22 protein-coding genes are annotated in these 23,323 nt (G+C 64.0%); 10 read left to right on the top strand and 12 right to left on the bottom strand.

Annotated features, from left to right (window positions below; genetic code table 11):
* Positions 1 to 4: 4 nt before the first annotated feature.
* Both A0U93_RS09025 and A0U93_RS09020 read left to right on the top strand, forming a co-directional pair.
* Complete coding sequence (locus A0U93_RS09025) at positions 5 to 1,081, top strand: catalase family protein (RefSeq protein ID WP_077807066.1); 1,077 nt, start codon at positions 5 to 7, stop codon at positions 1,079 to 1,081.
* A 28-nt stretch (positions 1,082 to 1,109) separates the two neighbouring features.
* Positions 1,110 to 1,397, top strand: a complete 288-nt coding sequence (locus A0U93_RS09020; protein WP_077807065.1) for a DUF1330 domain-containing protein — start codon at positions 1,110 to 1,112, stop codon at positions 1,395 to 1,397.
* A gap of 3 nt (positions 1,398 to 1,400) precedes the next feature.
* Here the strand turns inward: A0U93_RS09020 and A0U93_RS09015 are convergent, their stop codons facing one another.
* A complete protein-coding gene (locus tag A0U93_RS09015) occupies positions 1,401 to 1,877 on the bottom strand; it encodes a monooxygenase family protein (RefSeq protein WP_077807064.1) in 477 nt (158 codons plus the stop codon).
* 57 nt (positions 1,878 to 1,934) lie between these two features.
* Here A0U93_RS09015 and A0U93_RS09010 point away from each other — a divergent pair, with 57 nt between their 5' ends.
* On the top strand, positions 1,935 to 2,480 hold the full coding sequence (locus tag A0U93_RS09010) for a TetR/AcrR family transcriptional regulator (protein ID WP_077807063.1): 546 nt from the start codon (positions 1,935 to 1,937) through the stop codon (positions 2,478 to 2,480).
* 27 nt (positions 2,481 to 2,507) lie between these two features.
* Here A0U93_RS09010 and A0U93_RS09005 read toward each other — a convergent pair whose 3' ends face one another.
* Positions 2,508 to 3,089: an NADPH-dependent FMN reductase gene (locus tag A0U93_RS09005; RefSeq protein WP_077808435.1), complete on the bottom strand. Its 582-nt coding sequence runs from the start codon at positions 3,087 to 3,089 to the stop codon at positions 2,508 to 2,510.
* 99 nt (positions 3,090 to 3,188) lie between these two features.
* A complete protein-coding gene (locus A0U93_RS09000) occupies positions 3,189 to 4,061 on the bottom strand; it encodes a pirin family protein (protein WP_077807062.1) in 873 nt (290 codons plus the stop codon).
* Between the two features lie 121 nt (positions 4,062 to 4,182).
* Here A0U93_RS09000 and A0U93_RS08995 point away from each other — a divergent pair, with 121 nt between their 5' ends.
* Complete coding sequence (locus A0U93_RS08995; RefSeq protein WP_077807061.1) at positions 4,183 to 5,127, top strand: LysR substrate-binding domain-containing protein; 945 nt, start codon at positions 4,183 to 4,185, stop codon at positions 5,125 to 5,127.
* A gap of 21 nt (positions 5,128 to 5,148) precedes the next feature.
* On the opposite strand, the gene A0U93_RS08990 is transcribed toward A0U93_RS08995, so the two are convergent.
* The 3 genes from A0U93_RS08990 to A0U93_RS16950 all read right to left on the bottom strand — a co-directional run bounded on the left by A0U93_RS08990 (position 5,149) and on the right by A0U93_RS16950 (position 10,251).
* Positions 5,149 to 7,314 (bottom strand): ComEC/Rec2 family competence protein, encoded by a 2,166-nt coding sequence (locus A0U93_RS08990; protein WP_077807060.1) that lies wholly within the window; start codon positions 7,312 to 7,314, stop codon positions 5,149 to 5,151.
* A gap of 8 nt (positions 7,315 to 7,322) precedes the next feature.
* The gene (locus A0U93_RS08985; protein WP_077807059.1) at positions 7,323 to 8,387 is read right to left on the bottom strand and encodes a purine-nucleoside phosphorylase; all 1,065 of its coding nucleotides are present in this window, start codon (positions 8,385 to 8,387) and stop codon (positions 7,323 to 7,325) included.
* A 100-nt stretch (positions 8,388 to 8,487) separates the two neighbouring features.
* Positions 8,488 to 10,251, bottom strand: a complete 1,764-nt coding sequence (locus tag A0U93_RS16950; protein ID WP_211273996.1) for an FUSC family protein — start codon at positions 10,249 to 10,251, stop codon at positions 8,488 to 8,490.
* A gap of 219 nt (positions 10,252 to 10,470) precedes the next feature.
* On the opposite strand from A0U93_RS16950, the gene A0U93_RS08975 reads away from it, so the two are divergent.
* Positions 10,471 to 10,971 carry a hypothetical protein gene (locus tag A0U93_RS08975; protein ID WP_077807057.1) on the top strand — a complete coding sequence of 167 codons (501 nt, stop codon included), beginning with the start codon at positions 10,471 to 10,473 and terminating at the stop codon, positions 10,969 to 10,971.
* Positions 10,972 to 10,980: 9 nt separating this feature from the next.
* Here A0U93_RS08975 and A0U93_RS08970 read toward each other — a convergent pair whose 3' ends face one another.
* The 4 genes from A0U93_RS08970 to A0U93_RS08955 form a co-directional block, all read right to left on the bottom strand.
* Positions 10,981 to 11,697 (bottom strand): NADPH-dependent F420 reductase, encoded by a 717-nt coding sequence (locus A0U93_RS08970; protein ID WP_147151051.1) that lies wholly within the window; start codon positions 11,695 to 11,697, stop codon positions 10,981 to 10,983.
* Positions 11,697 to 12,284 carry a cupin gene (locus tag A0U93_RS08965; protein ID WP_077807055.1) on the bottom strand — a complete coding sequence of 196 codons (588 nt, stop codon included), beginning with the start codon at positions 12,282 to 12,284 and terminating at the stop codon, positions 11,697 to 11,699. The genes A0U93_RS08970 and A0U93_RS08965 overlap by 1 nt, the downstream gene beginning before the upstream one ends.
* Positions 12,285 to 12,388: 104 nt before the next feature.
* Positions 12,389 to 13,723 carry a hypothetical protein gene (locus A0U93_RS08960; protein WP_077807054.1) on the bottom strand — a complete coding sequence of 445 codons (1,335 nt, stop codon included), beginning with the start codon at positions 13,721 to 13,723 and terminating at the stop codon, positions 12,389 to 12,391.
* Positions 13,723 to 14,625 carry a glycosyltransferase family 2 protein gene (locus A0U93_RS08955; RefSeq protein ID WP_077807053.1) on the bottom strand — a complete coding sequence of 301 codons (903 nt, stop codon included), beginning with the start codon at positions 14,623 to 14,625 and terminating at the stop codon, positions 13,723 to 13,725. Before A0U93_RS08955 ends, A0U93_RS08960 begins: the two co-directional genes overlap by 1 nt.
* Before the next feature lie 584 nt (positions 14,626 to 15,209).
* Here A0U93_RS08955 and A0U93_RS08950 point away from each other — a divergent pair.
* The 5 genes from A0U93_RS08950 to pqqE all read left to right on the top strand — a co-directional run bounded on the left by A0U93_RS08950 (position 15,210) and on the right by pqqE (position 20,615).
* Positions 15,210 to 17,534 (top strand): hypothetical protein, encoded by a 2,325-nt coding sequence (locus A0U93_RS08950; RefSeq protein ID WP_149026873.1) that lies wholly within the window; start codon positions 15,210 to 15,212, stop codon positions 17,532 to 17,534.
* A gap of 63 nt (positions 17,535 to 17,597) precedes the next feature.
* On the top strand, positions 17,598 to 18,509 hold the full coding sequence (gene pqqB / locus A0U93_RS08945; RefSeq protein WP_077807051.1) for a pyrroloquinoline quinone biosynthesis protein PqqB: 912 nt from the start codon (positions 17,598 to 17,600) through the stop codon (positions 18,507 to 18,509).
* Positions 18,506 to 19,252: a pyrroloquinoline-quinone synthase PqqC gene (pqqC, locus tag A0U93_RS08940; protein WP_077807050.1), complete on the top strand. Its 747-nt coding sequence runs from the start codon at positions 18,506 to 18,508 to the stop codon at positions 19,250 to 19,252. Before pqqB ends, pqqC begins: the two co-directional genes overlap by 4 nt.
* Positions 19,249 to 19,524, top strand: a complete 276-nt coding sequence (pqqD, locus tag A0U93_RS08935) for a pyrroloquinoline quinone biosynthesis peptide chaperone PqqD (protein ID WP_077807049.1) — start codon at positions 19,249 to 19,251, stop codon at positions 19,522 to 19,524. The genes pqqC and pqqD overlap by 4 nt, the downstream gene beginning before the upstream one ends.
* Positions 19,521 to 20,615, top strand: coding sequence for a pyrroloquinoline quinone biosynthesis protein PqqE (pqqE, locus tag A0U93_RS08930; protein ID WP_077807048.1), 1,095 nt, complete (start codon positions 19,521 to 19,523; stop codon positions 20,613 to 20,615). The genes pqqD and pqqE overlap by 4 nt, the downstream gene beginning before the upstream one ends.
* Positions 20,616 to 20,655: 40 nt before the next feature.
* On the opposite strand, the gene A0U93_RS08925 is transcribed toward pqqE, so the two are convergent.
* Positions 20,656 to 22,173: a S53 family peptidase gene (locus tag A0U93_RS08925; RefSeq protein ID WP_147151047.1), complete on the bottom strand. Its 1,518-nt coding sequence runs from the start codon at positions 22,171 to 22,173 to the stop codon at positions 20,656 to 20,658.
* Between the two features lie 79 nt (positions 22,174 to 22,252).
* Positions 22,253 to 23,323, bottom strand: coding sequence for a flagellin (locus A0U93_RS08920; RefSeq protein ID WP_077807047.1), 1,071 nt, complete (start codon positions 23,321 to 23,323; stop codon positions 22,253 to 22,255).

Raw genomic sequence — 23,323 nt, 5'->3', positions numbered from 1 at the left:
CCCCATGCTGTCCGCACCCCTGCCCTATTTCCCGGACGTGGAAACGCCCCAACCCGATGAAGACCGCACCCACCGGGCATTGATCGCGACATTCCGCAAAATCATCACGAAAACCCATCGTGATCTGGGCCACGCGCAACGCGGCGTCCACGCCAAGAGCCACGCGCTGCTGCATGGCGAATTCCGGGTGCATCCCGACCTGCCGCCGGAACTGGCGCAGGGCCTGTTCGCCGAACCCGGCACTTATGCCGCGCGCGTGCGCCTGTCATCCATCCCCGCCGATCCGCTGCGCGACACCGTCTCCGTCCCGCGCGGCTTCGCGCTCAAGATCATCGGCGTGCGGGGTGAGCGCCTTCCCGGATCGGAGAACGACACGACGCAGGATTTCCTGTTCGCCAACGGCCCCGCCTTCGCCACGCCGGATGCGAAATCGTTCCTTTCCGGCATGAGACTTCTCGCCCTGACGACCGACCGGATGGAATGGGCCAAGGCGGCACTCTCCCATATCCTGCGCGCCATCAACGCAATTCTGGCGAAATGCGCCAGACCGAGCCCATTGCTGGCGTTTCTGGGCGGCTACGCGCCGACCAACCCGCTGGGCGATCGCTTCTGCTCGCAGGTGCCGTTCCGCTTCGGCCAATACATGGCGAAGTTCGATATCGTGCCGGAATCGGACAGCTTCCGCGCCCTGACCGATCGACGCGTCGACCTGCGCCGTGACCCGGACGCCATCCGCACCGAAATCCGCGAAATCCTCTACCGGGAGGGCGGTCGCTGGACACTGCGCGCGCAACTCTGCCGCGACCTCGAACGCAACCCGATCGAGAACGCCGCCGCCGTCTGGCCGGAAGACCACAACCCCTACCTTCCCGTCGCCACGATCGACGTGCCGCCGCAGGAAAGCTGGTCGGAAAGCCTTTCGCGCGAGATGGATGACGGACTTTCCTTCGCACCATGGCATGGGCTGACGGCACACCGCCCGCTCGGTAACATCATGCGCGCCAGACGAGTACTCTATCCCGTATCCGTCGGGCTGCGCAGCGACCTCAACAGGTGCCCGGTCCACGAACCGCGTACCTAGATTTCACCAACCGAAAGGAAAACACCCCATGGCCACCTATATCGTCTTCACCCGCGAACGCATCCTCGACCAGGCGGAAATGGATACCTACAGCCAGTCGGTCGGCGAGACCTTCAAGGGCCACCCGATCAAGATCCTCGCCGCCTATGGCGCGCAGGAAAACCTCGAGGGCGAGGGTCCGGACGGGGTGGTGATCGTCGAGTTCCCGGACAAGGCCGCTGCCCTCGCCTGGTACGACGGCGCGGATTACAAACGCGTCCGCGAACACCGTTTCAAGGGCGCCGCCTATCGGGCAACACTCGTCGAAGGTCTCTGAACGCTAGACAGCCGCTGCCCGCCCCGCATGTTCGGCCAGACGGGCACGGCTGAAGCGCCGGCGCCCCTCCGGCGCGACGACCGGCGCAAAGGCAGCAAAGCCGGTACGCTGCGGCATGTCGACATAGATCGCCTCCATCCCACCCCGCGCGCTATACGCTTCATGCCAGAAGCCGCATCCACGCCCCTGCTGCATGAAATGCCGCCACCAGTCGGCATGCGGCGCGGCGCGCGTGAACGCCTCCAGACTTTCATAATCCCGCCAATACTGCCGGAACCCGACGTGGTTCCAGCCGAAACGCAACGACTGATGGGACAGGAGCCCATCGGGCGGGGTGCGCTGGATGGCGGCCAGACCACGCCCCACATCGCGCAGCGAAAGAAACGCACGCAGACGTCGAGCCTGAAGGCCCAGCAGAATGACGACAAGGTCCGGATAGCCGGAGAGATCCACGGTTTCACGACACGGTGCTTGTTGCATGATCGCCCCCTGATTACAGTGTAAACATAACGCATTCAGTATACGGTGTAAACAAGAATGAACGACCCGGCGGATTTACGATCGGCCCTGATCCGCGTGGCAATGGAACAGCTTCAGGCAAACGCGGACGACATCAGCCTGCGCGGCGTGGCACGGGCGGCCGGCGTCTCGGCCATGGCGCCCTATCGGCACTTCGCCGACAAGGCGGCCCTGCTCGGCGCCGTCGTGGAACGTGGTTTCGAAGGCCTGCGCGCCGCCGTCGCCATGGCGGACAGGCGCGCGGACGGCATCGCCGCCATCGTGGAACAAGGCGCGGCCTATATCTCGTTCGCGCAGGCGAACCCGGCCCTGTTCCGCCTGATGTTCGCCGCGCACAAGGCAAGCTGGACGCCGAACGCCGACGACCTTTCGGCCTTCGCCGTTCTGGCGAACCGGGTCCGGCAGGTAACGCCCCACCAGCCGGAAGTCGCCTCACTGGGCTGCTGGTCGCTGGTTCATGGTCTGGCCACACTGCAACTCGACGGAAAAATGCAACTGGACGACGCCACCATGCGCACCGTCCTCGACAGGATGGTGCGCGGCATCGACAGGGCCGGCGCCTGAAAAATACTGTGCTCGCCTGTCCGCCGCTTATACCGCCGACGGCTTCCCGACGACATGCGCCAGATCGGCCAGCGCCTGTATCTGCCGAGCGAGGAAATCCTGCGTGCGCTGGTCCGTCAGTTCGAGCCGCGCCGTGTCGAACTTCTCCGCCGCCTGCCCGATCATGACTTCCGGCTTGTTCAGAACGATGGCATCCATAAAAACCAGGCTCTGACGCAGATGATACTGCGCGCGAGCGCCGCCGATCGCACCCGGGGAAACCGTCTGGATGGCGACCGGCTTGCGGGCCAATGGCTGCGGCGAGATGCGTGACAGCCAGTCAAGGGCGTTCTTCAGCCCACCGGGCACGGAATAGTTGTATTCCGGCGTCACGATAATCAAACCATCCGCCGCCGCGATCCGCTCGGCCATCGCAAGAACCGGCGCGGGAAAGCCCCGCTCCTGCAAATCCGGATCGTAGAGCGGCAAATCGCCGATCGACCCCAGCATGGAAATCTCAATCCCCGCCGGCGCCAGTTGCGGCAGCGTCCGCGCAACGATCCCGTTCAGGGAACCCCGACGCAGACTTCCCAGAAGCGTCACGAAATGACGTGATGTTTTCCCTGACATCGCAATTCCCTCTTTTCTGGCAGGCGACATGCGCAACGGCGGCGATCATTTCCGATACCGTCGCGGCACCGTTCCGCGTCATGCCGATACCGACCGGTTTCAGGCGGCCGTCATATGACCGAAACGACCGTTGCTGAAATCCTCGATGGCCTGACGGATCTCCTCACGGGTGTTCATGACGAACGGACCATGACCGGCAATCGGCTCGTTCAGCGGCGCGCCGGTCAGCACAAGAAAGCTGGCGGCTTGAGCAGCCTGGAGCGTGACCGCCGTGCCGTCCCGGCCCAGCAGGGCAAACTGCGCGTTATCCAGTTCCTCCACGCCATTGACGATCAACCGCCCCTCGAGAGAGACGATGGCCGTATTGTGCCCCTCCGGCAATTCAAGCGTGACCTGCGCACCCTCATGCAGCGTGCCGTCCCAGACATTGAGCGGCGAGAAAATCCGCGCCGGTCCCTGACGCCCCGCATACGACCCCGCGACGATGCGCAGGCGGCCCGCATCGTCAGGCAGCGAAACAGCGGGAATCTCCGCGGCGTGCAGCGTCTGATAGGCGGCAGGCGTCCCCTTGTCCTTCGCCGGAAGATTGACCCAGAGCTGCACCATCCGGAATTCGCCCCCCGTCCGCGCATAGGCAGCGGAATGGAATTCCTCATGCAGGATGCCGTTGCCCGCCGTCATCCACTGCACATCGCCCGGCCCGATGACACCACCGCCACCGGAGGAATCGCGGTGCTCCAACTCGCCGTCATAGACGATCGTCACCGTCTCGAAGCCCTTGTGGGGATGTTCTCCCACCCCACGGCGGCTTTCGGTCGGCCGGAACACATGCGGACCCGCGTAATCGAGCAGCAGGAACGGGCTCAGATGCTCGCCGAACGTATTGTAGGAAAACAGGGAACGAACCGGAAAACCGTCGCCGACCCAGTGGCCGCGGTCGTTTCCGTAGCGGCCGAGAATTTTCTTCTGCATTGCCATCCTCCTTGCAGCCGGAGACAGCACGAAGCGCATCTCCCGTCTGTGCTGAAGATGCGGTGCCCCGGGATCGTCGTGAAGATTGTCAGATCAGACACAGCGTTCTACTGATAGAACGATGAAGGATCTCAACGATCTTTATTATTTCGCCCAGGTCGTGCGCCATGGCGGTTTCGCCGCCGCCGCGCGCGCCACTGGTATCCAGAAATCGCTCCTCAGCCGACGCGTGCGCCTGCTTGAGGACCGGCTGCATACCCTGCTGATCCAGCGATCCTCCCGCCATTTCAGCGTGACCGAAACCGGTCGCGCCTTCTTCGACCGCTGCACCGCCATCCTTCAGGAGGCCGAAGCGGCGGAACAGGCCATCGCACAGCTGCAATCCGAACCCTGCGGCGTCATCCGGGTAAGTTGTCCCGTCACGCTGCTGAACTTCCAGTTCGCCGCGCTCTTCGCCCGCTTCATCGCCCGTCATCCCGCCGTGACCCTGGAGCTGGACAGCACGAACCGCCGTGTCGACCCGCGCGAGGAGGAGCTCGATCTCGCCATCCGCGTGCGTTTCCCACCGCTCGAGCCGGAAAACCTCGTCATGCGGGTGCTGGACAGCAGCACGCAATGCCTGGTCGCCGCGCCGTCGCTGGTGCCCTCGCCACTTCCGTCGCCGGCGGACCTCACCAGCCTGCCCAGCCTCGATTTCAATACCGGCCCCGCCAGCCACGGCTGGAATCTGGAAGGGCCGGATGGCGAGACCGCGATGATCTTCCACGAACCGCGCCTGATTACCGACAACATGACCGCCCTGCGGGAGGCCGCGCTGATCGGCATCGGCGTCGTGCAGCTTCCCACCATGATGGTCTGGCAGGACGTGCAGGAAGGACGTCTGGTGCAGGTTCTGCCCGGATGGCGACCCCGCGCCGGCACAGTCCACGCGATCTTCCCGTCGCGACGGGGCCTGTCGCCCGCCGTCAGGGCACTTCTCGACTTTCTGGCGACGGAATGCGCCGCCCAGCGGCGGACCATCTCCCTTGCTCTGGAAGATCGCCTTTCCGATGCCGCCAGTCCGTAGAACGGCGCATCGACACGGCCCCTATTCCGCCACGGCCATCGGCAAATTCGGCATGCCATGCCCACCGGGCGCCGGCACCCAGAGCCGCGCGCCGCGCCATGCCCGGTCGGAGACGACGCGCCAGCCACCCGGCATCGCATAGGCCGCATACGCGCCGTCCCGCCAGACGGAGAACCGGTCGATCGCGACAGCTTGCGGGCACGCCTCCCGCGCCGGCGACTGGCTGACGAACAGGCCCACGCCACGACAAGCGTCCCCGGGCGGCAGCACGCTGCCATCCCGCCGATCGTCCGGGCGCAGAAGAACCGATCCCACACGGCACAGGCCCCCGGCACAGCCGGAAAGCGGCGTGACGGGCAGGGCGGTCGCCTGCATCCAGTCCGACACCACCTGCCGGTCCAGCCCGCTGACCGGCCCCATGGCCAGCACGCTGCCCATGCGCACCGCCATGGCACCCGCATCCGGCGCGATGAGCACGTCCGGCCGCGCCGCCATCCACGGCGCGGCCAGCGCCACAACGATCGGCACGCAGGCCAGGCAACGCGCCGGACCTTTCCACAGGCACAACCAGCACAACCCCAGCAGGTAAAGCAGCAGGCCCCACCCCGGCATCATCGGCACCGCGCGCGAGGCCAGCGGCAATCCCGCCACGCCATGGGCGAGATGCATGACCACGCGGATGCCCGCGCCCATCAAACCCAGCGGCACGCCAGCGAGATGCAACGGCATCGCAAGCAGGGCGAGAAGCCCGCACGGCATGATCCACACCGCCGCAATCGGCACGGCGACAAGATTGGCCAGCACGAACCATGGTTGCAGCATGCCGAAATGCGCCAGACTGACGGGAAGCGTCGCCGCGCCGGCCAGCAGGCTCGTCAGTCCCAGTGCGACGAGATGCGACAACGCAACGCGCGCGAACCGCCCATCGCCCCGCAGGCGCATCAGCGGATCGCGCAATTCGTCATAGCCGGCGATCAGCGCCAGAACGGCGGCAAAGGACATCTGGAACGAGACATCCAGAACATCCTGCGGCGCGACGATCAGAATGGCCCAGACAACTAGCGACAGCGAGCGCAGGGAAAGCGGCCGCCGCCCGAGCAACAGGGCCAGCGTGGCCAGCCCCGCCATGCCGAGCGCGCGGATGGCGGGCAGATGCGCACCGGTCAGAAGCACATATCCCGCACCGCCCGCCAGCCCGATGGAACAGGCGATCTCCTTGCACGGCCAGCGCAGGGCGATCCACGGCCAGGCCGCCATCGCAAATCGCAGCGTGGCGATGACACACCCCATGACCAGCCCCAGATGCAGCCCGGCCACCGCCAGCAGATGGGCCAGCCCGGCAGCGGCGAAATCGTCGCGCGTGCCGACGGAAAGCCCCCCGGTCTCGCCCGCCAGAAGCGTCGCGGCAATCGCACCGGACTGGCCGGGCAGGGCGGCCTGCACGATGCCGGCAATACGCTCGCGCAGGCCCTCCAGCAGAGGCGCGCGCCCCTGCGACAGAACACGAACATCGCCCAGCGCGTAGCCGCCTCCCGCCGAGCCGTCGAACCATGCGATGCGTTGCGCATCCCGCCCGCCGGGCAAGGCAGGAAAGGGCGGGGGGCGGAGCAGGGCGCGCAACCGCACATGCGCCCCGGGCCGGAGATCGACAGCATCGTCATCCCGCAACCGCAGACGCAACGCCCGCCGCATCGGCATCATCCCGATATCGACGCCGGTCTCGAACACCGCACGGTCCAGCACGATGCGTCGTCCCGGCGCGTCACCATCCATGCGTGGCGACATCACGACGACCGACCGCACATCTCCGCTCAACACTACGGCGCGCGAGGGCAGGGCGGGCATCGGCGCCTGACGATGCGCGCACCAGCGCATGTCCAGGAAGCCCAACGCCAGCACGCAGAGCGCAAGCCCGAGACAGCGCGGCCAGAACGCGTGCCAGCCCCGGATCGTCAGGATCAGCCCGACCGCCAGAAGACCGGCGGCGGTCAGGAAACCCGGCTCCGATCGCGGCAGGAAATAGGCGATCGCACCCAGACCCCAGCCGACCGGCAGCCATGAGACCAGCCGTCGGCCCTGGGCAAGAAAGTCCTGCGTCCAGCGGGACGGCGCCAGCGCCAGCGTCCACGGCGCGCCCGGGGATAACGGATCGAATCCGATCGCGCCGGGTGCCGAACCCTCCGACATCACGCTCCTCAGTCGGCGGTCGGAATATGGTCGCGGTAACGCGGCCAGTGCGCAATCAACGCCTGAACGACCGGCGCACCCGCGCGCTCGTTATTGTCGAAAGCCACGTTCTGCCCCGGCCCTTCATCGCCCATGGACTGCGTGATCGGCACGCCCGGCGGCGGCATGTCGAAATTGCTGGCCGAACGCAGCACCATCACGCGATCCGCATCGATGAAACCGCGCGATGCCAGCAGGCGCATCTCGCCCTGGTTGGTCTGGCTCTCCTCGTTCGTCATCACGAATGTGCCCTGGTTCCTGGTCCAGAGCCTGACCCAATCCTCCGCCCAGCGATTGCGCGACGCGCCATGCCAGTACCGACGCGCGCCCAGCGTTTCGCCCATCATCACGAAAGGCGCCTTCTGCGCGTTGGGGAAACCCTTCCACGCGGCCCGGCGCGCGGCAATCGCCGGATCGTCCACCATCGCCGCCTGTCGGCTCAGCGCGAAAGCCCAGCGCGCCAGCCCCTGATTGAGCGGATAGGCCTTGGTGAGCTGTGCGACATCCGTCACGGAGCCATAATGATTGGCATCGACGGGCAGGGCGTTCGGCCGGTCCGCCCCGATGGCATAAAGCCCGTACGGCCAGTCTTTCGGAATGTCGCGGTCATCCACTTCCCGCATGGCGTCGCCATCCACGACCCAGCGCGCCCACGCCACGCTGCCGACGGAGGCGACATTCGGATCCACGCCGGAAATGCCCGTGAAGATCCAGTAGGTCTTGTGCAGATCGAAATGCGGATCAAGCGCCAGCGTCATCAGGTCGGTGGCGCCATTGCGCAGAACCAGACCATAGACACCCTCGGCATTGCGGCGAAGGATCGGCTTGTCCGGCCCGCCGCGCACCGGCACGACGGTATCGAGATGCTCGCGCTCGACCCAGTCCTGATATTCGCCCGGCGCGTCACCCGTATCCGCACCGTTTTCCCAACCGGCCACGACAATGACCCTGGGCGCAAGCGGCGCGGGCGCGCTCCACGCCACCGGCGCGGTCAGGAGAAACAGACAGGCGGCGAGGGCATGTTTCATCGTCATGCCACGACATTATCCTCGCGAAACGCGCGATGCCAGAAGCGCGCGCCAAAATACCGCCCCTGAACGCATGGTCCTCCGGCAATCGCCCGCTTGCACGCCGTCATGAAGCCGGGCGCATGGCCAGCCGGGCACGGACGCCGCCCAATGCGCGCGTCAACTCCCGCAACGCTGCGGGCATGTCATTCGTCAGGCAGAGCCTTTCAGACAATGCCTCCAGATCGGCCAGCGCCGCCTGCGGTGACACCAGCGCCCGCGCGTCCCGCAGCCAGCAGGCGGAAAGGGCGGCATAACCAAGATCCGCCAGCGCCACCTCGACATCGTGCCACGATACGAGCGAAGGATCGTCCTCCGCCGCCTGCGTCAGCACGGCCAGCGTCGTCAACAGTTCATATTGCAGCACGACACGCGCATGGATGCCGACGGGCGCTGCCGCCTCCGCCCTGACGAGACAGCCCAGAACCTGGCGGATCGCCCGCAGGCTGCGCCGAAAGCGCGCGCGCATCATGTCGCGCGGCCTGTGCAGGCCGGTGCTCCATGTCACAAGGATGGCCACCGTCGCGCCGATCACCGTCTCCGTCAGCCGGTCGGACATCAGGCGCGACAGCGGTCCCGCCTGACCGGCCACCTCGATGGAGAGCAGCGCCATCGGCGTCACGAAGACGATGCCGAGCGCATAATTGCGCTGCACGAGGAAGTTCTGCGCGATGATGCAAATTACGACGATGGCGATGATGTCCCATGCATCGGGGTGAAACGACAGGACAGCGGCCACCAGACCCAGACCCAGCAACGTGCCGACCGCCCGATGCAGCGCGCGCGTGGTGGTCGCCAGACGACCGATCCAGCGATGCAGGATCAGGGTCGCGGACAAAATCGCCCAATAGGGATGACCCAGCCCGAACACCTGCGTCAGCCCACCGGCGATGCCGCCCGCCAGCCCGACCCGCCCGGCCGTGAACCACGCCACGGAATCACGATGAAAATTGGCGCGCACCAGCCACCACCATGTCGGTCGCCCGCGCAGGGCCGGCGTGCTGAAACCCACGTCGTCCGGATCGACATGCGGATAGGCGTCCTGCACGATCCGCAGGGACAGGCGGCGGTTGGCGGCGATCATGCGATCAACATGTGCCTGTCGACGTCCCCACAGCCCCCTGCCAGCCGCGCGCAGCGTCAGCCAGCCACGATTGACCGCCGCATAAGCGGTATGCCGCTCGGCCGAACGCACGCGCGCGCTCATCGTCTCGTTCACCCCGCGCACGAACACCGCAACCGATTGCTCCGCCTGCGCGACCGCGCGCTCTTCCGGACCGTGCGGGGCAAAAACCATCGCCACCACCGCCAGCACACCCGCCACGGCGACCGCACAGGCCGTGATGTCCGTGACCTGCCAGCCGATCGAGCCGAACTGCCCCAGGTAACTGCCGATGGCCACGGCGTAGAAGAGTTGCAGCGGCCCCGGCCCGCGCGTGAGAACGAAGGAATAATAACCCGTCGTCATGAGCAGGATGAACGCCACCACGACCGGCACTGTCAGGAAGGGATAAGGCGCGATCAGAACGCCCAGCGCCATCGTCCCCGTCATGATGCCGCCAACCAGCAGCGCACAGCCCAGCCGGGCACGAAGCGGACGATCGGCCTCCCATTGTGCGATCATCGCCCCGAACAAGGCCGATGGCCCGAGTTTCGGCCCGAACACACATACAGCCGATACCAGCGTCAACGACGAGACAATGCCCTGCGCCAGCAGGACCCGGTCCGTGCCGGGCATGAGAGAATTCAGTGAAAAGAACGGCACGATGATGCGTTTGAGAGCCGGGACGTCCAACCACGCAATCCGAAAGGGCATGCGCCAATACGACATGATCGATAATGCTGTTCCACGCTGTCGATGGCAGTTTCCCGCCATGAATGGTGCGCGCAACTTGCGCCGGACGATTCATCAGGTCACGACAGAAAGCCCGTACGGTGCATCACATTCGCGCGTTCGAAATCCCGGCCCCGATCCCGACGTATTGCCGTGTTGTACTGGAGCAGAATAGCCCGAAGAAGCCCTGGCATATCGCAAAATGAGACACCCTGAATGACCGACCTTTCGCCAGAACAGCAGAACGTCAGCTGCGCGCCAATCTCGGAAAGCGAGCTTCTCGCCTTCTACCGGGCGGAAATCCGCTTCGAAAGCGAGGTGGTCAACGGTCGGCTGCACGCCCTGCTCGCCTCCCAGAGCTTTCTGGTGATCGCCTACGCCACCGCCATGACAGGCTCGACCAAACGCTGGGGCGACAACATGGTCCTGCTTATCCCGCCCCTACTGGCCGTGCTGGGTTTCGTACTGGCATTGCTCGCATGGCCGGGCATCCGCGCGGCCTACGCGGCCATTTCCAAATGGGAGGCCAAGGAACACAGCCTCCATACGCGCTGCCACCATCTGCAGGACTTCACGCTGGCGACCACGGAAAACGACATGCGCGACCTGATGCGCCGCGACAAGGAAGGGGCGCGCTTCGCCATGCGCGCACCCATCGTCTTCCTCGTCACCTGGGCCGTCTTCGCCGCGATCCCCTTCTATCTCTACCTGATGTGAACACCGGCCCTATGGCGATACGTGAAGCGCCGCCCGCAATCCGGCAGCATCCCTTTCGAGCTCGAAACCCGGATTGCCGGGCTGGAACAACCGCGCGCTCGCCAGATCGCCCGTCACGACCGGGGTGAACCCGGCCGCCGTCACCAGTTCGGCGGCCTGCTTCAACGCCGCGGCATCATTGCCCGCAATCGGAATGGCAAGCGGGTCGGGCGTACGATGCGCCTCACTCGCGATGCTGCTCATATCCACCGAGTTGAAACCGCGCACCACATGCGCGCCCGGGAAATAGCGCTGGGTCGTCATGCCAGCGCCATCCGTCGCCGCAATCCGGGCAATCGCGCCATCCCTGAAGCCATAGGGATTGGTCGCATCCAGCACCGTCTTGCCACGCAGGATCGGGCTGAGTTGCGGCCCCAGCGACGGAATGGCGCGATACGGCACGGCAAGGAACACCACGTCGCCAAACGCCGCCGCCTGTGCCGGCGTGCCAGCCGAGGCCAACGGCCCCAGAGACTGCGCCACGTCACGCGGCTGGTCCAGTGACTGCGCGGCGAACATGACGTGATAACCGGCCTTCACCCACAGACCACCCAGCGTGCTGCCGACATGCCCCGCGCCGATGATACCGATCCGAAGCGACGGCGCGGCACGCGCGACCGGCACGGAGGCGACGAGACATGCGCCGGCCAGCGCTTTCAAGGTTCCACGGCGGGTCAATCGCTTCATCAATAGTGCCACTCTCTGGTTATGGGGCCGTCGCCTCCCGCCACCGGATCGGTCGCCGGGAAGGGCAGGCGCGCCAGTCGCGCGCGCTGCGTCGCATCCGGCGCCGCCCGAACGATGTCGAAACCCTGCTCCGGCGGATAGGCGCCGACGACTGCAAAATCCTCGTCCGACGTGATTTTCTGATGACCCGTTCCCGCCGGCAGCAGGACGATATCGCCCGCGCGCACCGCCACCTCCCGCGCATCGGGACCGCCCAGCATCAGCCGCGCGGAACCACCGGAAAAGCCCAGCACTTCATGACCGATCGTATGGTAATGATGAAAAGAATAGACGCCGTTACGCCACTGCGGCGGCCAGCCATTGCGCTGGAAAAGGTCCTCGAAAGCACTGGCCGGATCGTCACCCGAAACCGGCAGGGCATTGCGATAGACGATGACGGGAAGCGTCTGGTTGTTCGGCACCCAGCCATTGGGCTGAAGGATGAAATGCTCGACCCGCACGGGCGTTGCCGCCACGGCGCGAACCCGCCCCTGACCCAGCGAAAGGCCGAGACCAGCCAGAACGGTGTTGAAGGTGCGTCGCTGCACGATGCGCGTTCCTCTCGTCGTCGACGTCGGATCTACGCCGCATGATCGGACAGCCACGCGCAATATTGCAATGCGTCTCACCCGACTGTGATGTCGGGCGCCGCTCAGGCGGTGACGATGACGCTGTCCAGATGCAACATGCCCTCGCCGATCGTCCCGATCGAAAAGCTGGTGATGGCCCGGTTAATGTCGAAAATGCGCGGCCCCCAGTAGAGGTCGCCCAGGAATTCGAAGTTCTCGCTCGCGTAAAGCGTTTCCTCCCGGCCGAATTCATCAGCAGCTTTCACGACGTACTGATACCAGCGCTGCATATCCGCCCGGTCATAGACGTAGATGCGCCGGACGAAGACGGGTTCGGCACTGTCGAAACGCCAGAACGCGCCTTCTTCCCTCTCTGTATGGATCGTGTAGCCCCCGCTGGGAAAGGCACGCAGCAAATCCTGTGCTTCCCCTTGATGGCGGGAGTAGTCCGAGATGGAGCTCTGGGACGCGATCAATCCGCTCCGCAGAATTTTTTCCTTCAGGAAACCGATATGCGGCGCTTCATCCAGCGTCTCCGCCGCGACTGCGATGACACGACGCCGATCGGCATCGTCATTTTCCGGCAGGCCGTAGAGCCTGGCGAAGAAATCCAGCCTCTTGACATGCGCCGCCTTGAGCAGAAGCAGATCGTCAACCCGAACAATATCGTCCGTCGTGTTGCTCCGCACCACCTTGTCGTCATCGCACAGCGGATGGATGAACGTATCCTCGTGCGGCAAGACCGCCAGCATCTCCTCCGAAATGCCCATGTTCCAGTGATAATGATCGAGGGACCCGCAATAGTTGCGCAGCAGATCGCTCTTCAGGCCTGACAGCGCCGCTTCCGATCCCATGACGGCCTCGCCCAGGGGAAACAGGTTGGTATTGAGCAAACGCTTTCTTTTGACCTGCTGCAGGCGCCGGGCATAAATCGCCGAGATCAACGCTCTCGAGAAGAAGGAAATGCAGAACAGGCCCGGCTTGATATCGTGGAAATTGTAGAAATCGATGCAACAGCCCAGATGGGGCCAGTGCGCAATATCGTTCGGCAGTTTCTCGGCGATGACATCGACATTGTTCTCATGCATCCGCTCGACGATCCGGTCGATATCGGCAAATACACCGACATCGTATTCCAGCGTCACGTAGTAATCGTATTGCGGCCTGTCGAGAAAGAACAGGATCGTCTGATAGTCGCCATTGGCCCAGAAGCTGCCTGTCTGTCCCAGACCGATCCGATCCAGATCGCTCTGGCTGTAGGAGACGACATGGTCCCCTTCCGGCAGAACAGTATGATGCGCGTCGCCATCGCCCAGAATATAAATGTCGCCATGCGTGACATGCGAACGCAGGCGTTCAAACTGCCGCTCGACAGTCTCATTCCATACATGAGCTTTGAAGATAACAGCAAAACGCATCAGTTTCCGTCCTTGCCTGACGAGAGGAATCGGGTCGATAGCAAACCGCAGTCACGCAGGAACAGATCTTCCACCTCGTTGTCCGGCGCGATCCTGTCCCAGAAATTATTATGGAAAACCATGTCGCGCCAACGAGACTGATCGGCGAAATCGCCACTGATGCGGCGTTTGGCGCGGCGGATCAGATGCTCGAACGACCGCATCTGGAAATGGCTGAGATAGGCGATATCCTGCATCGTGGCGGAGTATTCACGGGCATATCCGCCAAAATTCGTTTCATAATGATGATAGAAATCATCGCCCCAGCAGGTCGCGATATCGGCGGTCTTGCTACTGAAGGGCTTGTGCTTGCGTTCCAGCCCCAGATCGCCGAAGCCATGGAAGAACGTCCCGTATCCTTCCGATATCCAATCCCGGTCGATGACATCGCTTTTGATGAAGACCTTGCCATGCGGCATGGCATGGCGATTGCGCCGGGTCAGGGACTGCGTCGTGAAACCCGGCGGATCGTAGATGTTGTCGCCCGGCCCGAAATTGAACCAGCACAGATGGGCGGCATCGCGGCCTTCGAAACCGGCGAGGAAATCACCGAGCGTGCCGCCATTCTTGATGGTGATGAACTCATCGATGTCGATGAAGCCGATCCAGCAATTCGATCGCATGAGATTGTTGATGTAATGCTTGTACATCAACTTCTGCTCACCTTCGCCGGTGAAATGGATGAACTCGACAAACGGGTCGAGCCCCTGCGTGAACGGGAAAACCGTTTTCAGCATCGGCGTCGGGTCATCGTCGTTACAATAGAGATAGATCTTGTCGACACCAAGCGCCCGGTGAAAGACAAGCCACTCATTGATGTTCTTGATCTCATCTCGCGCACAAGCGACCAGATTTATCTTCATGTCAGGATATCTCAGCGCAGAAAACGGGGTTCAGTCGATGCATGGCGAAGTTCGGTTCTACGGTAACGGGAGAAAGCCGTATCAGTTGGTCCGATCGGCCACAGTAATGGCTCGAAATCATGCCGAACGAAAGAGCAGGCACACCATCGTGTCGGGTTATCCGCGATATCCACTGTCTTTATGCCTCACCGCTTCCCTTCCGTAACCCGGATCACGCATGAACGTCCTGCACCCCATGCATTCATTCGCCGATAACTCTAACAAAGCCGTTGCGACAGCGCCATTCGGCCCGAGTGTCGACGGACAACGAAGCTTTCTTATGAAGACAAGTAATTCGCAAAAGTATTTTTTACGTCATACATTTTTGAATTCACATTCATTAACTATTGAAATATTAATATTCCATTTATTTGACCAAGTCATATATATTTTTTATTGACACGCGCAATCATATGTGGCATTATGCCATGATGCGTGTGGTATCCTCTCTCGTGGTGATCCCCAGACGCTCGGATTTTCAAGTGAAATGGCGCATAATGAAAATATCGTTTTTCACCTACCTGTCTATTTTATCTCTTCTTTTCGTGATTTCAGCTACCCCGCACGCAAACGCCAATATTCCGTCGGGCTATCTCAAGAACGGACAGTTTCATCCGGTCATGCTCGTATCGGGCGTTGCCAGTAACGGCACCGTCTCCGTGCCGAGCTATAAAGGCAATGACGGCGCATGGCACGACACCGTGCCGTTCTTCCAGATCTGCGGTCTGGACTCAGCAGGAGATCCCCAGGCCTGTCCGCAGGTCAATGTCGATAATTTCCTTCAGACCGCAAGCCTGAACAGTCCATCCGGCGTAGCAGGACTCGACGCCACGGGCACGCTTACGCAACCGATCGCAACATCCGCGCTCACGGTGTCATCCCAGTTCCGTCTCGCGCCGATGAGAACGCATAAATGGCTCTCGACATTGTCCAATTCGGCACAGGTCGGTGGCTATTCCGTCGCACGCGGCAACAACTCGTTGCTGGCGACCTATAGCGGCGGTCAGGTGACGGACTGGGCCTCCCCACCGGAGCAGATGCGCTTCGGCGGTTCGCAGGAATATGACAGCGTGCCGATCAACGAGCACTGCTTCCCCTATTCCTGGGGCAACATGGGCACCTGCGCGCAGTTCATGATGGGCTCGCAGAACGTTCAGGGACAGGCCGCGGGCATCGGCCCGAGCAGCGCCGCCCAGATTCCGAACTACGACAACTTCGACGCCGCCGGCATCGTGCAGCAGGCGGGCGGCGCCACGCCGTATTTCACCGCCACGGCGGCGACGGCCACCAACGTCATGCCCGTGCCGAGCGATGGCCTCGACCATACGCCGAGCTTCACGGCCACGGGCGCGACCTTCGCCAACCCGCTGCCCGCCGACGCCTCGGCCTGGATCGTGGCCCACCCGCAGGTACGGTTGATGACCAACGAGATCGGCTGCGTCAAATGCGCGATCTCGACCTATGTCGGCACGATGCAGACCGCGCAGACCAACAGCGCCGGACTGGTGACGGGCATCACCGTGGATGGCTGGCGCGTGTTCGGCAGCGGTGACAGCGACAGCAATCAGGTTCCCGGCCAGACCACAACGGATGGCTCCACGCCCACGCTGGACACGACATGGACGAAGTTCGGCGCACCGGCGCTGATGTTCGGCGTCTACACCAAGGCATTCAACCACTACACCCTGTGCTCGGCACCCGGCCCCAGCCCCACGGCAGCGCCCGGCGACATCAACTATCCGACCGGCAACCGCAACCAGCAACTGCGCGACTGCGAGGCGTGGGAAGCCGACCTGTGGAACTACGATCCCACAGGACAATCCATCATCCACGGCCAGACGGTGGTGTTCACCAAGCAGTCCGGCGCGGCGGAGCAGCCCGCGGCGGGAAGCTACAACTACTATTCCGCCGGTCCGAACCTCGTCGGCTATCAGGCGAGCGGCGAATACTTCACGCAGCCCTTCTCCAGCCAGTCCTACCGCGTGAACGGCTATGGCGGCCCGACCTACAATGCAGGTGACACGCAGGTGATGGCCGACTGGACGATGTGCGACCGCGCCGGCTACGAGTGCGACGGCGGCTGGCCGCGCCATACCGTGCGCCCGACGATCTGGAACACGCGCAACGTCGCAGCCGACACCAACGGCAAGACGGGCGAGGACCCCACGGGCTCATGGGCGCATATCACGACGAACATCGGCGTGCAGGTGGACGGCAATTCATCGCAGGGTACAGCCCCCGCGATGGACGGCACCGTGCAGGAGCATATCGAACTCAACCCGAAGTCCAATGGCACTGGTATCGGATTGTGCAACTACGGACAGACAGACACGACATGCGGCCTGATCCTTGACGGGACTGGTGTGGTGCATGCCACCAAATCCTCGCAAACCCCCGCTGCCAAGGTGTCCCGGGCCGACGGGCTGCACGCGTCGAGCCGGATGTCCGTGCGCGGTTCCGGCACGAGCGCCGCGACCATTCCCATCACGCCAAGTGGCGCGGCGGAAGATGGCTCGAACTATATCGGTCCGCTTTCCAACGCCGGCGGCGCCCTGGGCGTCATGATTTCAGGCGATCTCGCCTGCGTGGACGGTTACGATGCGGCACACTGGCGCCTCAAAGGCATCTGGATGGCCTATGCCGGTTCGTCCCAGGTCGTGCTGCCGGCCGATGGCGGCAACAACGGCAATGCCAAGACCCAGAAGCCGGACGACAGCACCAGCAGCACGTCGTCCGCCTGGGTGCTGACCTACGGGCGCGACCTGGCGCACAACAACGTGACACTCAGCGTCACACTGCCATCGCAGGCATCCGGCGCACCGGCCGTGAACTGCACCGGCAACGTCACCTACTCGGCGATGGACCGGTAATCGCCCGCACAATCGCGCCCGCACGGTGACATGCGGGCGCGATCTGCTCTAACAAGGCATCCCATGATCGATGCCATCATTCTCGGCAGCGGCGCAGGCGGCGGTTTTCCGCAATGGAACTCCGCCGCAACCGGCTGCCGCGCCGCCTTCACCGGCGATGCGCCGGCCCGCACGCAAACCTCGCTGGCCGTCAGCGCCGACGGCAGGAACTGGTTCGTGCTGAACGCCGCGCCCGACCTGCGGGCTCAGATCATCGCCACACCAGCCCTCCATCCCCGAACAGCCCCCCGCTCGACCCCGATCCAGGGCGTCCTGCTCACGAATGGCGAAATCGACGCCATCACCGGCCTGCTGACCCTGCGCGAACGCCAGGCCTTGAGCCTTTACGCCACCGCCACCACCCACGCCCAGCTCGAGGCCAACCCGATTTTCGGTGCGCTCGACCCCGCTCTCGTGCCGCGCAAACGCCTGCTCCCCGGCCAGTCCCTGAACCTGCCGAACACGGACGGCACACCGTCCGGCCTGACGGTCAGCCCCTTCGATGTGCCGGGCAAGGCCCCGCTCTATGCCGAGAACCAGCCCAGTCAGCCCGGCGAAACCATCGGGCTGGAAATCACGGACGGCACGCACCGCCTTGTCTTCATACCCGGCTGCGCCCACATCACCCCCGATGTCAAAAACCGCGTCCGCCATGCCGATATCGTCTTCTTCGACGCCACACTGTGGCAGGACGACGAAATGATCCGCGCCGGCCTCAGTCCCAAGACCGGCGCACGCATGGGCCATGTCTCGATCTCCGGTCCCGGCGGCGTGCTGGCGGAATTGCCGGACGCGCCTGCGCAACGCGTGCTGATCCATATCAACAACTCCAACCCGATCCTGCTGCCACAAACACCGGAACGCGCCATCGTCGAGGCCGCAGGCTGGCAGGTCGGTCAGGACGGCCAACGCTTCACGCTCGGAGACGCCGCATGACCATCCTTTCCCCCGATGCGCTCGAACAGCACCTGCGCGATATCGGCGCGGCGCGCTACCATAACCGCCACCCGTTCCACCGTGCCCTGCACGACGGCAAGCTGGACCGCACGCAGGTGCAGGCCTGGGCCCTGAACCGCTACTACTATCAGGCCAGCATCCCCGCGAAGGACGCCTCCCTGCTCGCCCGCCTGCCGACAACCGACCTGCGACGCGAATGGCGCCGCCGGATCGAGGACCATGACGGCACAGAACCCGGCACCGGCGGCGTCGAACGCTGGCTGGCCCTGACGGACGGCCTCGGCCTGTCGCGCGATTACGTCCAGAGCCTGCGCGGCACGCTCCCGGCCACCGGCTTCGCCGTCGAGGCCTATGTGCATTTCGTCCGCGAACGCTCGATTCTGGCCGCCATCGCCTCCTCCCTGACGGAACTGTTCTCACCCACCATTATCAGCGAACGCGTCTCGGGCATGTTGCGCCACTACGACTTCATCTCGGAAAAGACACTCGCCTATTTCACCCCGCGCCTGACCCAGGCCCCGCGCGACTCCGATTTCGCCCTGGCCTATGTCCGCGAACATGCCCGCACGGCCGAACGACAGGCCGAGGTGATCGGCGCACTCGAATTCAAATGCGCGGTCCTGTGGTCGATGCTCGATGCCCTGCAACACGCCTATATGGAAGGCCATCCGCCACCGGGCGTGTTCCGCGGTCGGGAAACGCCGGAAGCCTTCGCATCATGACGCTCGACGCAAACGCAACGCCACGTTTCACGCGCGGCCATCGTCTGCGTCACGATACAACGCGCGATGTCTGGCTGATCCAGGCACCGGAAAAGGCCTTCGTCGCCGATCCGATCGCCGCCGCCGTCCTGCAACGGGTCGATGGCGAACGCTCCATCGCCACCATCGTCGACGATCTCGCCAGGGTCTATCAGGCCCCGCGTGAGACCATCGAACGCGATGTCCTGACCCTGCTCGCCGACCTCACCGACAAACGCGTGCTGATCGCATGACCAACGCCCCGCCGCCGATGAGCCTGCTGGCGGAACTCACCCACCGCTGCCCGCTGGCCTGCCCCTACTGCTCGAATCCCGTCGATCTGGAACGCCGCAACGCGGAACTCGACACGGCGACATGGCGACGCGTGCTGGACGAAGCCGCGGCACTCGGCGTCTTGCAGGTGCATTTCTCCGGCGGCGAACCGATGGCACGGCCCGACCTTCCGGAACTGGTCGCCCACGCCCGCAAGCTGGATCTCTACACGAACCTCATCACATCGGGCGTCATGCTGGACGCCGCCCGCCTGCGGGTGCTGAGCGATGCCGGGCTGGACCACGTCCAGCTCTCCTTCCAGGATGTCGAAACGCAAGGCGCGGAGGCCATCGGCGGCCTGCGTGGCGCCCAGGCGAAAAAACTGGAAGCCGTCCGCCTGCTTCAGGCCGAAGGCATGCCACTGACCCTGAATTTCGTCGTGCATCGCCATAACGTCGCCCGCATCCGCGCCATGATCGACTGGGCACATGATTTCGGCGCCGGTCGCGTGGAGATCGCCCATACGCAATATTACGGCTGGGGCCTGCGCAACCGCGATGCGCTCATGCCGTCGCGCACACAGCTGGAAGAAGCCACCCGCACCGTCGACGCCGCCCGCGCGCATTACGGCCACGCCCTCGCCATCGATTATGTCACGCCGGACTACCACGCCGACCAGCCCAAACCCTGCATGGGCGGCTGGGGCCAGCGTTTCGTCAACATCTCGCCATCCGGTCGCGTGCTGCCCTGCCACGCCGCCGAGACTATCCCCGATGTGGCATTCCCGAACGTTCGCGATCAGTCCCTGGCCACCATCTGGAACGATGCCCCGCTGTTCAACCTGTTCCGCGGCACGGACTGGATGCCCGCGCCCTGTCGCACATGCGACCAGCGCGAGGTCGACTGGGGCGGATGCCGTTGTCAGGCCCTGGCGCTGACGGGAAACGCGGCCGCCACAGACCCGGTCTGCGCGCGTTCACCCCACCACCAACGCGTTCTGGACGCCGTCGACCGCCACGAGGATGCCACATGGGTCTATCGCCGCTACGAAACGGCAACATCCCCTTCCTGACCGCACTGCCGCCGACCCGCCGGCCTTCAACCGCCCAAGGTCATGTTTCGGCGTGATTGCCGCCCAGTAAACGGACGATCGCCGCCCCTTTCGGCGATCCCAACCCGGTCACCGGGTCCCATCCCGTCGTGGCGCTATAGCCATTATTGTTGCCCTTGGTGATGTCGTTGAAATCGACAGCACGCCGATAAAGAACTGCCCCGGGAAGACCGGCCTTGGTACCCTGCTGGTTGGCCTTGGCGATCAACGCCGCCCAAAGCGGCGCAACGGCGCTGGTGCCACCGATCACACTCGATTGCCCGTCGATCACCACCTGATAGCCGGTCTCGGGATCGGCATTGCCCGCAACGTCCGGCACGCCACGCATGCTGTTCCTGTTGGCGGTCTGCCAGGACGGCTTTGCGAAATGCCCGCTATAGCCCCCGCCACTCGCACCACCATGCGCACCGTCGTTCCAGACGACCTCCGGACCGGATTTCGGCAAGGAAGTGCCACCGCATCCCAGCACATGCGGACTGGAAGCGGGAAAATCCACGACCTTGCTGCTCGTTCCATCATCCGCGCCGCTATCGCCTGAAGCCGCACAAACCGAGATGCCCAACGTCGCCGCACTCTGGAACGCCTGATCCATCGCATTCATGTCCTGCGCCGACCAGCCGCTCTCCGGGCCACCCCAACTGATGGAAATGACATCGGGCGCATTCGTCTGATCGTGGATTGCCGTCGACACAGCTTCGTAAAAGCCGCTTCCCTGATTCGAGGCGAAATACACTGCAAGATCCGCCCCGGGCGCGACCGATCCCGCCACCTCGATATCCAGTTGCACCTCACCATCCGCGCCATTGGGATCACCCGGCGCATTGCCGGCACCCCCCACGGAAACCGATGCCAACCTGCCGGTGCGATCGACCCCAAGCTGATGAAAATAATCCGCCATCTGCGTCGCGTCATAGCCGCCCCCCAGTTCGATCAGACCGATGGTCTGTCCAGTGCCCGGCTCCGACGTGAATCCGTAACGCGCCGCGACCTGCGGCGGGGTATAGCTGGTCGATGCGGCATTCGGGCTTGCGGCACGCCGGTAATGCGGACGCGCCACCGGTCGATGGTCGAACCCCATAACTGCCACGATATCGCCCGCCATGCCTTCCGGCACGGATAAGCCCCCTTCGCGCCCGATGAATTCCCGATCTCCCGCGCGATAAAGCCCGAGGCCCGCGGGCCGGAACGCCGCAACAGCATGCTGGCAGGTGCCGCGCAGGATCAACAGGTGCGCCGCCGGGTCCGCCCGCTCGACCGTCAGGCCGCACGTCTCGGCATGCGTGCGCAGACGAGATATCACCGCATCGGATGTGCTGTGTTTCTGCCGATACGCGGCGCGCGACAATGCCTGACACGGCAGGGAAAAAGGCGTTTGCGGCCTGAAGACCACCAGCACACGCATGTCCTGCGTCGGCTCGACCGCCCCAAGCGACACCGCCCGGGCATGCGTCCGCGCCACCGGCGGCGCGTCGGAAAACGGAAGTTTCTCCCATCGCGTCGGCTCTGCCGCGTTCGTCATATGGCGCTCCCTGGAAGACTTTGTTGCAAAATCTATAAGGCGCGGCACAGCAGGCGGTTTCCGCCTGACGGTCGGGAAACTACAGGTAACTCGCCAGCGTCATTCCTTTCATATTGGCAATGATACTGTAGGACGCCTCAAGCTGGTTCTGCGTCTGCGTAAGCTGTGTTGAAACCGCGGCAAGATCGGCATCCTTGCTGTCGCCCAGTTGCGCGGTGAGCGCTGTTGTCATCTGATCGAGGCTACTGGACTGAAAAGTCAGCGTGTCCTGCGCAATACCAAGCTGCCCGGCCACGTCGGATAACCCCGACGTCACGGTCTGGTTGGACGACGCCAGCCCCTGTATCAGACCCTGATACGCCGATGTCCCGACAGACGCGTCGTTCAGGGACGCCACCACCATCAGATTGCGCATCAGATCACGCATCGGTGATCCCGTGGAGGTGTCGCTGGCGACCTGCCCCTGGGTCGCCGTCATACCCGCCGTCACGACCTCGCCCCGCCCGATGGCAGTCTTGTAGGCCTGACCCGCGGCCTGCTGCGGCGAGACGGAAAGTCCTGCGGAGAACGGCGATCCGGCAGCCGTCGCGCCCGCCATCGTCAAGGTCGACGACAGGATGCCCGCCGCATCCCCACTGCCGTCCTGCCGCACGGCCACGGCGATACGATGCGCCAGATCGCTCTCCGATAAATCCGTCGTGGTAACCGGCGCCGTATTGCCGCCTTGTCCTGCGAACACATAGGTATCGCCGGATTGCGCATTGAGCAGGCCGCCAAGCGATTGCAGCGCCTGCCGGGCCTGCAAGGCCGCAGCATCGACCGTTGCCTTGTCCGGATGACCGGACAGCCCAGCCAGCGATGTCGTCAGTTGGTCACCCAGCGTGCCGATCTGCGTTAAAGCGTTCTGCGTTACCGACAGGCGATTCTGCGCCGTGGTCACGTTGCCGCTCCAACTCCTGATCTGCGTCAGCGCCGGTTGCAGGGACAAGGCCTGCATACGCCCAGTATCGAGCCCCGCATAGGAATCCGATCGAACACCCGTGCTGGCTTGCGTCTGCAACGCCTGCTGGCGAGACGCCAGCGTCGTAACGGCACGATCCAGAAACAACGATGCCGTCTGCTGGCCATAGGCCGAAATGACGCCACTCAC

The organism is Neoasaia chiangmaiensis (assembly GCF_002005465.1).
Lineage (GTDB): Bacteria > Pseudomonadota > Alphaproteobacteria > Acetobacterales > Acetobacteraceae > Neoasaia > Neoasaia chiangmaiensis.
This window is presented reverse-complemented; position numbering and strand designations above follow the sequence as displayed.

Bases quoted from the DNA above. Each gene is read 5' to 3' on its own strand.
- A0U93_RS09025 (WP_077807066.1), top strand. From the start codon at position 5: ATGCTGTCCGCACCCCTGCCCTATTTCCCGGACGTGGAAACGCCCCAA.
- A0U93_RS09020 (WP_077807065.1), top strand. From the start codon at position 1,110: ATGGCCACCTATATCGTCTTCACCCGCGAACGCATCCTCGACCAGGCG.
- A0U93_RS09015 (WP_077807064.1), bottom strand. From the start codon at position 1,877: ATGCAACAAGCACCGTGTCGTGAAACCGTGGATCTCTCCGGCTATCCG.
- A0U93_RS09010 (WP_077807063.1), top strand. From the start codon at position 1,935: ATGAACGACCCGGCGGATTTACGATCGGCCCTGATCCGCGTGGCAATG.
- A0U93_RS09005 (WP_077808435.1), bottom strand. From the start codon at position 3,089: ATGTCAGGGAAAACATCACGTCATTTCGTGACGCTTCTGGGAAGTCTG.
- A0U93_RS09000 (WP_077807062.1), bottom strand. From the start codon at position 4,061: ATGCAGAAGAAAATTCTCGGCCGCTACGGAAACGACCGCGGCCACTGG.
- A0U93_RS08995 (WP_077807061.1), top strand. From the start codon at position 4,183: ATGAAGGATCTCAACGATCTTTATTATTTCGCCCAGGTCGTGCGCCAT.
- A0U93_RS08990 (WP_077807060.1), bottom strand. From the start codon at position 7,314: ATGTCGGAGGGTTCGGCACCCGGCGCGATCGGATTCGATCCGTTATCC.
- A0U93_RS08985 (WP_077807059.1), bottom strand. From the start codon at position 8,387: ATGACGATGAAACATGCCCTCGCCGCCTGTCTGTTTCTCCTGACCGCG.
- A0U93_RS16950 (WP_211273996.1), bottom strand. From the start codon at position 10,251: ATGTCGTATTGGCGCATGCCCTTTCGGATTGCGTGGTTGGACGTCCCG.
- A0U93_RS08975 (WP_077807057.1), top strand. From the start codon at position 10,471: ATGACCGACCTTTCGCCAGAACAGCAGAACGTCAGCTGCGCGCCAATC.
- A0U93_RS08970 (WP_147151051.1), bottom strand. From the start codon at position 11,697: ATGAAGCGATTGACCCGCCGTGGAACCTTGAAAGCGCTGGCCGGCGCA.
- A0U93_RS08960 (WP_077807054.1), bottom strand. From the start codon at position 13,723: ATGCGTTTTGCTGTTATCTTCAAAGCTCATGTATGGAATGAGACTGTC.
- A0U93_RS08955 (WP_077807053.1), bottom strand. From the start codon at position 14,625: ATGAAGATAAATCTGGTCGCTTGTGCGCGAGATGAGATCAAGAACATC.
- pqqB (WP_077807051.1), top strand. From the start codon at position 17,598: ATGATCGATGCCATCATTCTCGGCAGCGGCGCAGGCGGCGGTTTTCCG.
- pqqC (WP_077807050.1), top strand. From the start codon at position 18,506: ATGACCATCCTTTCCCCCGATGCGCTCGAACAGCACCTGCGCGATATC.
- pqqD (WP_077807049.1), top strand. From the start codon at position 19,249: ATGACGCTCGACGCAAACGCAACGCCACGTTTCACGCGCGGCCATCGT.
- pqqE (WP_077807048.1), top strand. From the start codon at position 19,521: ATGACCAACGCCCCGCCGCCGATGAGCCTGCTGGCGGAACTCACCCAC.
- A0U93_RS08925 (WP_147151047.1), bottom strand. From the start codon at position 22,173: ATGACGAACGCGGCAGAGCCGACGCGATGGGAGAAACTTCCGTTTTCC.